General features: G+C 67.8%; 10 protein-coding genes. 5 read left to right on the forward strand and 5 right to left on the reverse strand.

Features of this window, described 5'->3' with window-relative positions:
- Nucleotides 1-28: 28 nt before the first annotated feature.
- Both plsB and bamJ read left to right on the forward strand, forming a co-directional pair.
- On the forward strand, nucleotides 29-2,545 hold the full coding sequence (gene plsB, locus C3942_RS04040) for a glycerol-3-phosphate 1-O-acyltransferase PlsB (RefSeq protein ID WP_104229083.1): 2,517 nt from the start codon (nucleotides 29-31) through the stop codon (nucleotides 2,543-2,545).
- A 120-nt stretch (nucleotides 2,546-2,665) separates the two neighbouring features.
- Entirely contained in the window at nucleotides 2,666-3,493 is an 828-nt protein-coding gene (gene bamJ, locus C3942_RS04045; protein WP_243393510.1) for a BamJ family beta-barrel-assembly machinery protein, read from the forward strand.
- A 95-nt stretch (nucleotides 3,494-3,588) separates the two neighbouring features.
- On the opposite strand, the gene C3942_RS04050 is transcribed toward bamJ, so the two are convergent.
- The 4 genes from C3942_RS04050 to C3942_RS04065 form a co-directional block, all read right to left on the reverse strand.
- Nucleotides 3,589-4,026 (reverse strand): DUF4124 domain-containing protein, encoded by a 438-nt coding sequence (locus tag C3942_RS04050; protein WP_104229084.1) that lies wholly within the window; start codon nucleotides 4,024-4,026, stop codon nucleotides 3,589-3,591.
- Nucleotides 4,027-4,103: 77 nt separating this feature from the next.
- Nucleotides 4,104-5,456 (reverse strand): DUF1329 domain-containing protein, encoded by a 1,353-nt coding sequence (locus tag C3942_RS04055; RefSeq protein WP_104229085.1) that lies wholly within the window; start codon nucleotides 5,454-5,456, stop codon nucleotides 4,104-4,106.
- An 86-nt stretch (nucleotides 5,457-5,542) separates the two neighbouring features.
- Complete coding sequence (locus tag C3942_RS04060; RefSeq protein ID WP_104229086.1) at nucleotides 5,543-5,986, reverse strand: GNAT family N-acetyltransferase; 444 nt, start codon at nucleotides 5,984-5,986, stop codon at nucleotides 5,543-5,545.
- Complete coding sequence (locus C3942_RS04065; protein WP_104229087.1) at nucleotides 5,986-7,458, reverse strand: RimK family ATP-grasp domain-containing protein; 1,473 nt, start codon at nucleotides 7,456-7,458, stop codon at nucleotides 5,986-5,988. The genes C3942_RS04060 and C3942_RS04065 overlap by 1 nt, the downstream gene beginning before the upstream one ends.
- A gap of 240 nt (nucleotides 7,459-7,698) precedes the next feature.
- Between C3942_RS04065 and C3942_RS04070 the strand changes: the two genes are divergently transcribed.
- From C3942_RS04070 to C3942_RS04080, 3 genes are all read left to right on the forward strand, one after another.
- Nucleotides 7,699-8,664 (forward strand): SPOR domain-containing protein, encoded by a 966-nt coding sequence (locus C3942_RS04070; protein WP_165797312.1) that lies wholly within the window; start codon nucleotides 7,699-7,701, stop codon nucleotides 8,662-8,664.
- 174 nt (nucleotides 8,665-8,838) lie between these two features.
- On the forward strand, nucleotides 8,839-10,008 hold the full coding sequence (locus C3942_RS04075; RefSeq protein WP_104229089.1) for an acyl-CoA desaturase: 1,170 nt from the start codon (nucleotides 8,839-8,841) through the stop codon (nucleotides 10,006-10,008).
- 179 nt (nucleotides 10,009-10,187) lie between these two features.
- Nucleotides 10,188-10,850, forward strand: coding sequence for a hypothetical protein (locus C3942_RS04080; RefSeq protein ID WP_133164228.1), 663 nt, complete (start codon nucleotides 10,188-10,190; stop codon nucleotides 10,848-10,850).
- A gap of 63 nt (nucleotides 10,851-10,913) precedes the next feature.
- Here the strand turns inward: C3942_RS04080 and typA are convergent, their stop codons facing one another.
- A complete protein-coding gene (typA, locus tag C3942_RS04085) occupies nucleotides 10,914-12,752 on the reverse strand; it encodes a translational GTPase TypA (protein ID WP_207765968.1) in 1,839 nt (612 codons plus the stop codon).
- Nucleotides 12,753-12,821: the final 69 nt, after the last annotated feature.

The raw sequence follows: 12,821 nt of genomic DNA on the forward strand, positions 1-12,821 counted from the left end.
ACCAGCTTCATACAGGATACCCGGGGCCATGCGAGCACTGCTGTACAAACTGATGTTCCTGCTCGCCTACTGGATTTTCCGGCCGTTCAACCGGTACATCCACTACACCACCACGCCGGCGGCGCTGCGCGAAAGCCTGAAGCTGGACCCGACCCGGCCGGTGGTCTACATCCTGGCGACGCGCTCCTGGGCCGACCTGTTCGTGCTGGACCGCATCTGCAAGGACCTGGTGCTGCCGCGGCCCAACCGCACCGGCTCCAATTTCCCCACCATCGAGAAGGCGGGCGTGGTCTACCTGCCGGCCCTGCTGGAGACGCGCATGCGTCCCACCGAGCTGACGCGCCTGATCGAGACCGGCATCGCCACGCAGGACTTCGACGCGCAGCTGGTACCGGTGTCGGTGTTCTGGGGACGCGATCCGGGCCGCGAGAAGAGCTGGTTCGAGCTGCTGTTCGCCGACAGCGTGCAGGCCGGCATGGTGCGCAAGTTCTTCATCATGCTCGCCAACGGCCGCAGCGTGTTCGCCAACTTCGGCCTGCCTCTGGCGTTCCGCGAGTTCGTCAGCCGCGAACCCGATGCCACCCGGGCGATCCGCAAGCTGACCCGCACGCTGCACTTCCACTTCCTGCGCGCGCGCACCGCTGCGCTGGGGCCGACGCTGCTGGCGCGCCATGTCGTCATCAACGGCCTGCTGCAGAAGCAGAACGTGCTGGAAGCGGTGGAGGCGGCGACCAAGGGCGGCTCGATGACGCGCGAGAAGGCGCTGGCGCACGCACGCAAGTGCGCCGACGAGATCGCGGCGGACTACACCAACAACGTCATCGTCTTCCTGGAGCGCTTCCTCGGCGCGATCCTGTTCAAGCGCGTCTTCAGCAGCATCGACGTGCGCGGCCTGGAGCGCTTGCGCGAGTGGGCGCAGCAGGGCTACGAGATCGTCTACATGCCCTCGCACCGCTCGCACGCGGACTACCTGCTGGTGTCGTACACGCTGTACCACGCGGGCCTTGTGCCGCCGCACATCGCGGCCGGCGTCAACCTCAACTTCTGGCCGGTGGGCGGCCTGCTGCGCGGAGCCGGCGCGTTCTACCTGCGCCGCAGCTTCGCCGGCGACTACATCTACAGCGCGGTGTTCCGCGCCTACGTGGACTCGCTGATCCAGCGCGGCTACGCCATCGAGTTCTTCCCCGAGGGCGGCCGCAGCCGCACCGGCCGCCTGCTGGCACCCAAGACCGGCATGCTGTCGATGGTGGTGGAGGCGGGCCTGAAGCAGCGCACGCGCAAGGTGGCGCTGGTGCCGGTGTTCATCGGCTACGACAAGTGCTGGGAGGTGGCCAGCTACGCCAAGGAACTCAAGGGCGCCAAGAAGCAGAAGGAGTCCGCCGAAGGCCTGCTCAAGGCCGGCAAGATCCTGGGCAAGTCCTACGGCAAGGCCTACATCAGCTTCGGCGAGCCCACGGTGCTGCAGGACCATGCCGACAAGCACCTGCCCGGCTGGCGCGAAACCTTCGCCGCCGACAAGGACGAGCTGCCGCCGCAGTACAAGGCCTTCGTCGGCCAGCTGGCGCTGCAGCACATGCGCGACATCAACGCCAATGCCGTGGCCAACCCGGTGGGCCTGGCGGCGGTGGCGCTGCTGGCCTCGCCGCAGCGCGCGGTGTCGGAGGACGAGTTCGTCGAGCAGATCGGCCACCTGGTCTGGCTGCTCAAGGGCAGCCCCGATGCCGGCAACCTCTACATTCCCGAGACCGCGCCCAAGACCATCGTGGAGCTGAGCGCGCCGATCGCACGCATCCTGCGCGTGCCGCACAAGTGGGGCGACCTGCACGCCATCACCGACAACGATGCCGTCGCGCTGACCTACAACCGCAACAACATCCAGCACCTGTTCGCGATCCCCTCGATGATCGCCAACCAGTTCCGCACGCGCATGCTGCTGACCGAGGAGGCCATCGTGCTCGGCGTGCGCGCGCTGTATCCGTTCCTGCGCACCGAGTTCTTCCTGCGCTGGCAGCCGGAGGAGGTGGAGTCGGTGACGCGCCACTGGCTGGAGGTGATGCTGCAGCTGGGGCTGCTGAACCGCAGCGGCGACCGCCTGCAGCGGCCGGACGTGACCAGCCCGGCCTTCTCCACGCTGGCCATGCTGGGCCGCGTGATGGGCGAGACGCTGGAGCGCTACTGCATCACCGCGCTGCTGCTGGCCGAGGAGCGCCGCACGCAGCAGTCGCTCAAGCGCGAGCGCTTCGAGGAAGACTGCCGCCTGATCGCCGAGCGCATGGCGATCCTCACCGGCCGCGATGCTCCGGAGTTCTTCGACAAGGCCCTGTTCCGCGGCTACCTCAACACCCTGATCGAGGTCGGCCTGGTGGTGGAAACCGGCGACCGCTCGCTGGCCGTGGATGCCCGCATCGAGCGCATGTCCGAACGCTCGCTGGAGATGCTGTCCGACGAGACCCGGCAGATGCTGCTGCAGCTGCTGTCGCGCCGGAAGATGGCCGAAACGGCCACCCCCGAGGCCAAGGAACCGACCCCGCCAAACCCTGTCTGATAGGGGCCTGGAGGCCTCCCGAGGCCCCTTCGGAACGGCCGTTAGACGCCCGGGAAGGACTCGCTATAATCCGGGTCGCCCGGGGGCTTCGCCCCCTTTTTTCATACCTACGAGATTCCTATGCAGAAGAAAATGCTGGTTCTGGCCGCCGTCGTCGCGTCCAGCCTGTTCGTTGGCTGCGCCAAGAAGGAAGGCGGCGCCGAGGGCGGCAGCGCCGCCCCGTCGGGCGATCTCCAGACCGACGCCCAGAAGTTCGGCTACTCGATCGGCGTGGACCTGGGCCGCTCCCTGGCCCCGGTGCGCGAGGACGTGGACATCGAGGCGCTGAAGGCGGGCCTGGATGACGCCGCCAAGGCCGCCGCCAAGGTCGAGGAAGCCAAGAAGGCCCTGGCCGCCAAGCCGGACGACGCCAAGCTGAAGGAAGCCCTGGCCGAGGCCGAGAAGCTGCCGGGCATCAAGCTCGACGAGAAGCAGCGCGAAGAAGTGAAGATGAACGTCGCCAAGAAGCTCCAGGAGAAGCAGGTCGCCGAGCGCACCAAGCAGTCGGAGACCGCCAAGGCCGCCGGCGAGAAGTTCCTGGCCGAGAATGGCAAGAAGGCGGGCGTGAAGACCACCGCCTCGGGCCTGCAGTACGAAGTCATCACCGAGGGCAAGGGCACCAAGCCGAAGGCCTCCGACACCGTCACCGTGCACTACAAGGGCACGCTGCTGAACGGCGAGGAGTTCGACAGCTCCTACTCGCGCAACCAGCCGGTCACCTTCCCGCTGGCCAACGTGATCCCGGGCTGGACCGAGGGCGTGCAGCTGATGACGCCGGGCTCCAAGTACAAGTTCTACATCCCCTCGGCGCTCGGCTACGGCGAGCGCGGCGCCGGCGTGAAGATCGGCCCCAACGAGACCCTGGTGTTCGAGGTCGAGCTGCTGTCGGTCGGCGAAGAGAAGAAGTAAGGGAACCACCCGGTTCCCCGCAGCAGAAAGGCCGGCGCAAGCCGGCCTTTTTCTTGGCCGAAGCCGCCTGCGCCGGCGGGCGCCGCGCCCGCTGCTCAGTCGCAGCTGGAAGCGGCCAGTTCCTCGGCCTGCCGGCGCTGCTCGTCGTGCTTCTGCGGGGTCCAGCGCACCATGTTGCCCTGGTCGTCGCGCGACATCAGGCGGTTGGGCGGGCTCTGGGCCAGCAGGACCAGCCTTGCCCGCGCCTCGGCGCAGGCCTTGACCCGTTCGGCGGCCTTGGCCTCGCCTTCGGCCTCCTTCTTCGCCGCCTCGCCGCGCTCCTTGTCCAGCGCCTCCAGCTGCCGCTGCAGGGCATCGGCCTCGGCCGGGTTGGCCGGCGACACCCGCGGCGTCACCTTGTCGGCCGCGCGGCCGGCGGGCGGGGTCTGGCTGTAGGTCACCCGCCCCTGGGAGTCCACGGAACGGTAGATCTCGGCACCGGCCAGGCCGGGCAGCGCAAGGAGCAGGGACAGCAGCAGGGCGTGTTTCTTCATGGCCACAGCTTAGAGCCAATCCGGACACAAAAGAAAACGCCGCCCGGAGGCGGCGTTTTCCTGGTGGCGGGACCGCCTTACTTGGTGGCCTGGCGCTGCACGTTGGCCGGGTCGAAGTAGGAAGGATCGAAGACCTGCTCGTAGGCCTCTTCGTCCTCGTTGTTCATCGCCTGGACCAGGTAGCGGCCGCTCTGCAGGTCGTAGATGGTTTCCATGACCGACGACTGGAAGGTCTTGTTGTAGGCCTGCACCGGGTGGGCTTCCTGCCAGCGCCACAGCTCGCCGCGGCGGTCGTAGATGTCCACCAGCGAGATCTGCCAGCTGTCCTCGTCCAGGAAGAACACGCGCTTGGCGTAGACATGCGAGGTGCCCGGCTTGAGCGTGCCCTCCACCACCCAGACGCGGTGCAGCTCGTAGCGCGGCAGGTCCTGGTTGATGTGGTTGCGCTTGATGATGTCCTTGTACTTGTACTTGTCGCTGTGAACGACATAGGAGTTGTACGGGATGATCATCTCCTTCTTGCCGACGATCTTCCAGGTGTAGCGGTCCGTGGCGCCGTTGAAGGTGTCGGTCTGGTCGTTGGTGCGCAGGTTGTCGGCACCCGTGCCCGGGTTGTCGTAGCCGACGTTCGGGGCGCGACGCAGGCGGCGCTGGCCGGGGTTGTACTGCCAGGCGCGGCGCGGTTCCTTGACCTGGTCCATGGTCTCGTGGACCAGGGTGATCTGGCCCGCCAGGCGCGGCGGCTGGGCCACCACCTGCAGGAAGTAGATGATGACGTTCTGCAGCGAGTCCGGCGTGGCGCCCTTCTGGCTGTAGGTGAAGCGCACGTCCTCGCGGATCTTCACCAGGTTGAAGTCGCCGCTGGTGGTGACGGCCGCCTGGTTGTTCCAGCGACGGCCGCCCGGGCCACGGTAGCGCACCTTGTGGTTCCAGACCGGCTCGACGCCGCTCTTGGGAATCGGGAAGGGAATGCCGGTGATGGTGTTGACCAGGGCCTCGCCGCCGCCGCCCAGGTCACCCTTCAGCGCGTTCTGGTAGGTGGCTTCGTTGACGAAGTCCGGATAGGCCGCGGTGCGGCGCGTCGGGTAGACGTTCAGCTTGTAGCTGTCGCCGTACTTGGCGAACATCGCCTGCTGGCCGGCGCTGAGCTTGTCCTTGTACTGCGCGAAGTTCTTGCCGGTGATGGTGTACAGCGGCTTGTCGCTGGGGAAGGGATCGCAGAGGCGCTTGCCCTCGCCCTGGTAGCAGGACGGGGTCTGGGTGTAGCCGCCGTCCCAGGCCGGGATGCTGCCGTCCTTGTTCGCGCCCCGCTCGCCGCCCATCGGCGTCAGGGTCGACTTGAGCTTGTCGGCCTCGGCCTGGCTGACCTTGGCGGCGGCCGGCAAGGCCACCAGCGTCAGCGCCAGGGCGATGCAGGTTTTGATCTTCATTATTGAGAACTCCTCGAAAATTCTTCGCGTGGCGAACGATAGTGCAGAAGCAGCGCTCGTTCCAGACGGCGGCCGGGCCGGTTCGCTCAGCCCGACAGCGGCCTGCGCAAGCGCAGGCCGTCCGCTCCATCCTCGTAGTATGCGCGCAACACCGCCGTCTCGGCGTAGCCGAGGCGGCGATAGAGTGCCCGTGCCGGGGCATTGTCCGCACGCACTTCCAGGGACATTAGTGCCTTTTTACCAAGCCGTGCGTGCCGCTCGGCGGCGTTGACCAGCCGGCCGGCGATCCCCTGGCCGCGGGCGGCGGGGTCCACCACCACCGAATAGATCCGCGCCACGGCGCTGTTGCGGCGCGTCAGCAGCACCAGAGAGCCGAGGGTGAGCCCCCCCGAGCGCGCCACCCAGATGGCGGCGCTGTCCGCGGCCAGCAGCCGGCGCATCGAGCGTGCCGACATGCGGTCGCCAGGGAAATTCTGCTCCAGGGCGAGCAGGGCCGGCAGGTCGGCGGGACCGGCGCGGCGGACCTGCATCAGCGCACCGCGTCGCGCGCCCGCGATTCCAGCCGGCGGACGAAGAATTCCATGATGCGGCGGTACAGCAGTTCCTTCAGCACCAGGTCCTCCACGCCGAAGTCGATGTTGGGGTTGTCGTTGACCTCGATGACCTTGACCACCTTGCCGAACTGCTTGAGGTCGACGCCGTAGAGGCCGTTGCCCACGGCGCGGGCGGCATCCACCGCGATCTTCAGCACCTGGGCCGGCACGTCCTTGACGTCCACCGTCTCGTGGTTGCCTTCCTGCTTGGCGCCCTTGTCGTTGCGCTTGACCACCTGCCAGTGGCCCTCCGCCATGTAGTAGCGGCAGGCATAGAGCGGCTGGCCGTCGAGCACGCCGACGCGCCAGTCGTACTCGGTGGGCTCGAAGGACTGCCCGATCACCAGGTCGGAACGTTCCAGCATGTCGCGCGTCTGGCGCTTGAGCTCGGCCTCGCTCTCCACCTTGATGACGCCCTTGGAGAACTGCGAGTCGGGCTGCTTGAGCACGCAGGGGAAACCCAGCTCCCGCGCCGCCGTGGCGATGTTGCCGCGGTGGATCAGCACGGTCTTGGGCTGCGGGATGCGGTGGCGTTCCATCAGCTGCGCCAGGAACACCTTGTTGGCGGCGCGCAGGATCGACACCGGGTCGTCCACCACGATCAGTCCTTCACGCACGCCGCGGCGGGCGAAGCGGTAGGTGTGGTGGTTGACCGCGGTGGTCTCGCGGATGAACAGGGCGTCGAACTCGGCGACGTGTCCGTAGTCGCTCTTGTCGATGAACTCGACGTCGAAGCCCTGCTCCTCGGCCGCCTTCTCGAAGGCCTTGAGCGCACGGGCGTTGGACGGCGGCTCCTTCTCGTCCTCGTTGACCAGGATCGCCAGGTCGTAGCGCGCCGAATCGCGCTTGGTGCGCGGGTGGCGGCGCTTCATGAAGAAGTAGTCGCGCGCCGCCTCGTAGAGGAACTCGTGATGCGCGGCCGGCACCTCGCCCAGTGCGATCGGCCCCAGGGTTTCCACGCGCCACTCGTCACCGCGGTAGATGAAGCGGGCCTGCACCAGTGGCGCCGGGAACAGGTTGAACAGCGCCCGCGCCAGGCGCTCGTGGCGCTTGGCGATGGAACGGCCGAAGTAGACGTTGAGGATGTACTCGCCCGAACCGATGCGCGCCAGCGATTGCTGGATCAGTTCCTCGATCTCGTCGTTGATCACCGACGGGCTTTCCGCCAGCTTCAGGTCCTGGATCGTGGTGATCTCCGGCAGCGGCTTGTGACCGCGCGCACTGGCCAGCAGCGACACGTAGTAGCCGGTGGTCTGGTAGCTGAAGGACCGGCAGAGGTTGTAGATGCGCGAACGCTTGGCGCGCGTCATCGACTCGTCGGTCAGGTAGTCCCAGGCCGTCACCACCTCGATGCCCGGGATGTTCGCCGGCCAGTCGGAGCGCTGGTCCACGACGACGATGCCGCTCACGGCAGTGCTCTGCGCGGGGTGGCCGGGAACGTAACGACGCTTTCAGACCCGCGTTTGGGGCCTTGGGAATCTTCGGGCATGTGGGAGGCGGTCGATCGATCTTGAAGGAAAAAACCGCGGCGCCATCCTAGCATGCGAAGCACGGGCGAAAGGCGGCGTACACTGCTCCGGCGTGATCGGGCGATTGTGATTATTTGTTTTAAAATGATTTTGGAATTTATTAAAAAGTCAATTCCGTCGATGGCCGGCTGGACGCTGCTGGCCGCCGCCGCAGCGGCGCAGGCGCAGCCCCCGCTGCCGCTGGCGGTTTCGCGCGTCGCCCCCACGGCGGAATTGCGGCGCGGCGACGACATCCTGGAACTGCGCAGCCGGATAGCGCTGCGGCCGGAAGACCGCATCGTCACCGGCCCGCAGGGCCGCGTGGCCCTGCAGCTCTACGGCGGCGGCGCCCTGCGGCTGGGCGGCGACAGCACGCTGCGCCTGCACAGCGTCGAGCCGCCCGGGCCCGGCAACGGCGGTGTCGCCAAGCTGATCCTGGAACGCGGGGCCCTGCGCCTGGACGCCCGGGGCCGCTCAGGCCGGCCGCCCCAGGACTACCGCCTCAACGTCGGCCGCCTGCGCCTGCGCGTGTTCGGCGGCGAGGCCTGGACCGAACTGACCGCCCGCGGCGAGAACGTCTGCCTGCTGTCGGGCGCGGTGGAGATCGTCACCGATACCGGCGGCGAGCGCCTGGACGAGCCGGGCAGCTGCCTGCTGTTCGGCCTGGCGGGCCGCCTGCCGGTGCGGGGCGACGGCGGCGAAGCGCTGCCGAGAAAGCTGCTGCGCACCGCCTTCGCCGACGACATCAACGCCCGGGCGCTGGCCGAGCAGACCCCGGAGCCGCCGGCCGAGGCGCTGCCGCCGGCCGACCCCGGCGCGCCCCTGCCCCTGCCCGGGGATCCGCTGCCGGCCGCGGTGGCCGGTCCGCGCTGGACCCTGGTGCTCGCCTCCTTTCCCGATCCGGCCGCCGCGGAGAACGCGGTGCGCAGCTGGCTCGGCCAGGGCGAAACGCCGCAGGTGCGCCGCTCCGACACCCCCTCCGGGGTGCGCTACCGCCTGACGGTGGGCGACTACGCCGAGCTGGCCCAGGCCCGGGCCGCCCTGGCCGAGCTGCGGGGCCGCCAGCTCGATGCCGCCGAGGCCTGGGTGATGCCCCTGCCGGAGTAGCGCGGCCCGGGATTTGCTGCACCCTGCAAGGGGCGGGAGATTGCGTCATGAAACCGCCACGACGTTTCTGTACAAGTGTATAGTGATGCCGTGCCCCCCCGGGGTTCATGCATGGCGCCTGAAGCCCTGCGAGCGGCCGGTCAGTGCCGCAACGTCTTTCTGGAGAATCGCTGTATGTCATCCGTTTCGGATTCCGCCTGGGAGCGCGCGCCGCTCAACTGGCCGGCCGTCATCCTGTTCAGCCTGACCACGCTGGGCATGCTCACGGTGTTCCCCTGGTATGCCTGGACGCACGACTTCAGCACGGCCGCCTGGGTGTGGTTCGTGGTCTTCATGTACGGCACCGGCATGTCGATCACCGGCGGCTACCACCGGCTGTGGGCGCACCGCGCCTACCAGGCCCACTGGAGCCTGAAGATCGTCTACATGCTGCTGGGCGCCATGTCGCTGCAGAACAGCATCCTGATCTGGGCCTCGATGCACCGCATCCACCACAAGGAAGTGGATCACCGCGACCGCGATCCCTACTCCGCCGAGCGCGGCCTGTGGTTCTCCCACATGGGCTGGATGCTGCGGAACTACCCCAGCTCCGCGCTCGACTACAAGAACGCGCGCGACCTGATGGAAGACCCCATCGTGATGTTCCAGCACAAGCACTACCTGGGCATCGCGCTGTTCATGAACATCGCCGTGCCGGCGCTGCTGGGCTGGGCCTACGGCGACGTCGGCGGCTTCCTGATGCTGGTGGGCCTGCTGCGCCTGGTGCTGAGCCAGCACTTCACCTTCTTCATCAACTCGCTGGCCCACTATTGGGGCCGCCAGCCCTACACCACCGAGAACAGCGCCCGCGACAACGACGTGCTGGCCCTGTTCACCTACGGCGAGGGCTACCACAACTACCACCACATCTTTCAGTGGGACTACCGCAACGGCATCCGCTGGTGGCAGTGGGACCCCACCAAGTGGATGATCGCCGGCGCGGCCCGCATCGGCCTGGCCTACAACCTCAAGCGCGTGCCGGAATTCGTCATCCGCCGCCAGATGGTGCAGCGCCAGCTCGAGCGCGCGCAGGAGCAGCTGGCCAAGGCCCAGCCCGAGGCGCAGCCGGGCCGCCTGGCCGCGCTGCAGACCCTGCTGGAGCAGGAGCTGAAGCACTACGCCGAGATCGCCTCGGAGTGGGCCAAGCTGCAGCAGGAGAAGCTGGAGGCCGCCAAGCGCCAGCTGGCCGAGCAGTGGGAGAACAGCGAGGCCCGCGCCCGCATCCGCGCGCTGGAGGACTCCCTGCACCAGCAGCACCGCCGCCTGCGCCTGCTGAGCCTGCAGGCTGCCCAGGCCGCCGCCTGATCCGGCCCGGCAGGATCGCTGTAGGAAAAAGCCCCGCTCCGGCGGGGCTTTTCCGTAGGGGCTGTCGGAGCGCAGTTTCCCGACCACCCGAACGGTCATCCGCGGCGCGCGAACGGTCAACTTTCCCACGGGGTTTTGCCGAAGACTGACGATAGATGCCTGAGCAATCGGGGGGCGTCATGAAGCGGTGCGGCAAGGGGCTTGCGGGTTTGGTGATGCTGGGGTGCTGCGGACCGGCGGCGGCGGACTGCCTGGGAGAGGAAGGCTTCCGCTGGCTGGGCTGCGCGCCCGAGACGCCCCGGCTCAGCAGCGGCTGGACCGGCGGCGCCGGCTCCGCGCCCCTGGAAGCCGGCTTCCGCCTGGCCGAATGGAACGGCGATCAGTACGCCAGCCACCGCATGCGCCTGCGCTTCGACGCCCGCACCGATACCGAGGACCTGCTGCGCCGCTGGCGCTACGGCGCCGGCCTGGACCTGCAGCTGCCGGGCGCCGGCCTGCTGCAGGCCAGCGTCTCCACCTCCAAGCGCCGCCGCGGCGAAGGCGCGCGCTACGCCTTCACGCCGGACGGCCTGTCCAGCCGCCGCCAGGGCGAGCACCCCCTCTGGGCCCTGGGCCTGTCGCTGGCGCCGGCCGACGACAGCGACGGCCGCCGCATGCTGCTGACGCCGCAGCTGCGCCTGGACGTGGACCGCTGGCTGGACAGCCACGGCAGCGCCGAGCTGTACGTGGAGTACACGCCCTGGATCCACGACCTCAAGGGCACCTCGCGCGAGGATCGCGAGAACCTGGGGGACAGGCTGGACGAGCGGGTGCCGCAGCTGCGGATGCGCTGGAGGTTCTAGGCAGACGACCGCAGAAACGAAAGAAGCCCCGCGATGCGGGGCTTCTTCGCGAACAGGGCGGGCTTACTCGTCCTTGTCGGCGCGCTTGCGCTCGTGCTCCTTGAGGAACTTCTTGCGGACACGAATCGACTGCGGCGTCAGCTCCACCAGTTCGTCGGTGTTGATGAACTCCAGGGCCTGCTCCAGCGACATCTTCACCGGCGGCGTCAGGATGACGTTTTCATCCGAGCCGGAGGCGCGCATGTTGGTCAGCTTCTTCTCGCGCAGCACGTTCACGACCAGGTCGTTGTCGCGCGAATGGATGCCGACGATCTGGCCTTCGTACACCTCGTCGCCCGGCGAGGAGATCATCTTGCCGCGCTCCTGCAGGTTGAACAGCGCGTAGGCCGGGACCTTGCCCTGGTCGTTGGAGATCATCACGCCGTTGTGGCGCTGGCCGATGTCGCTGGACTCCGTCTTCGGGCCGAAATGGTCGAAGTTGTGGAACAGCAGGCCGGTGCCCGAGGTCATGGTCATGAACTGGGTCTGGAAGCCGATCAGGCCGCGCGAGGGGATCATGTATTCCAGGCGCACCCGGCCCTTGCCGTCGGGCACCATGTTGTTCATCTTGCCGCCGCGTTCGGCCAGGCCCTGGATCACGCCGCCCTGGTTGGCTTCTTCCACGTCGGCCACCAGGGTTTCGTAGGGCTCGCAGATCTCGCCGTCGATCTCCTTGAGGATCACCTGCGGACGCGACACGGCCACTTCGTAGCCTTCGCGGCGCATGTTCTCGAGCAGGATGCCCAGGTGCAGCAGGCCGCGGCCGGAGACGCGGAACTGGTCGGGGCTGTCGCCCGGCTCGACACGCAGCGCAACGTTGGTGCGCAGCTCGCGCTGCAGGCGGTCGCTGATCTGGCGGCTGGTGACGAACTTGCCTTCCTTGCCCGCGAACGGCGACTTGTTGACCTCGAACATCATGCTCATGGTCGGCTCGTCGACCTGCAGGGTCGGCAGCGCCTCCGGGGTCTTGGGATCGCAGACGGTCTCGGAGATGCCCAGGTCTTCCACGCCGGTGATGGCGATGATGTCGCCGGCCTCGGCCTCGGGCACTTCGTGCTTGTCCAGGCCCATGAAGCCCAGCACCTGCAGCACGCGGCCGTTGCGGGTGGAGCCGTCACGGCCGACCACGGTGACCTGCTGGTTGGCCTTGACGCGGCCGCGCTTGACGCGGCCGGTGCCGATCACGCCGACGTAGGTCGAGTAGGCCAGCGAGGTGATCTGCATCTGGAACGGCTCGTCCGGGTGCACGTCGGGTACCGGCACCTTGTCGACGATGGTCTCGAACAGCGGCGTCATGTCGCCCTCGCGGATGTCCGGCGAGTTGCCGGCATAGCCGTTGAGGCCCGAGGCGTAGATGAAGGGGAAGTCCAGCTGCTCGTCGGTGGCGCCGAGGCGGTCGAACAGCTCGAACACCTGGTCCACGACCCAGTCCGGACGCGCGCCGGGGCGGTCGATCTTGTTCAGCACCACGATCGGCTTCAGGCCCATGTTGAAGGCCTTCTGCGTGACGAAGCGGGTCTGCGGCATGGGGCCGTCGACCGAGTCCACCAGCAGCAGCACCGAGTCCACCATGGACAGCACGCGCTCGACCTCGCCGCCGAAGTCGGCGTGGCCCGGGGTGTCGACGATGTTGATGCGGTACTCGGTGCCGTTGCGCTTGTCGGTCCAGCGGATCGCCGTGTTCTTGGCCAGGATCGTGATGCCGCGCTCGCGCTCCAGGTCGTTGGAGTCCATGACGCGCTCGCCGAGCTGTTCGCGGGCATCGAGGGTCTGCGACTGGCGCAGGAGCTTGTCGACGAGGGTGGTCTTGCCATGGTCGACGTGCGCGATGATGGCGATGTTGCGGAGGTTCTGGATGCTCACGGGGCTGGGGTCCGATTGCTGCGGTGCGCAAAAAAGGTCGCGAATTGTACGCGAGAGCCCGTGACGCTG

This window comes from Solimonas fluminis (assembly GCF_002930645.1).
GTDB classification, from domain to species: domain Bacteria; phylum Pseudomonadota; class Gammaproteobacteria; order Nevskiales; family Nevskiaceae; genus Solimonas_A; species Solimonas_A fluminis.

Bases quoted from the DNA above. Each gene is read 5' to 3' on its own strand.
- C3942_RS04055 (WP_104229085.1), bottom strand. From the start codon at position 5,456: ATGAAGATCAAAACCTGCATCGCCCTGGCGCTGACGCTGGTGGCCTTG.
- C3942_RS04050 (WP_104229084.1), bottom strand. From the start codon at position 4,026: ATGAAGAAACACGCCCTGCTGCTGTCCCTGCTCCTTGCGCTGCCCGGC.
- C3942_RS04070 (WP_165797312.1), top strand. From the start codon at position 7,699: ATGGCCGGCTGGACGCTGCTGGCCGCCGCCGCAGCGGCGCAGGCGCAG.
- C3942_RS04060 (WP_104229086.1), bottom strand. From the start codon at position 5,986: ATGCAGGTCCGCCGCGCCGGTCCCGCCGACCTGCCGGCCCTGCTCGCC.
- C3942_RS04080 (WP_133164228.1), top strand. From the start codon at position 10,188: ATGAAGCGGTGCGGCAAGGGGCTTGCGGGTTTGGTGATGCTGGGGTGC.
- bamJ (WP_243393510.1), top strand. From the start codon at position 2,666: ATGCAGAAGAAAATGCTGGTTCTGGCCGCCGTCGTCGCGTCCAGCCTG.
- C3942_RS04075 (WP_104229089.1), top strand. From the start codon at position 8,839: ATGTCATCCGTTTCGGATTCCGCCTGGGAGCGCGCGCCGCTCAACTGG.
- plsB (WP_104229083.1), top strand. From the start codon at position 29: ATGCGAGCACTGCTGTACAAACTGATGTTCCTGCTCGCCTACTGGATT.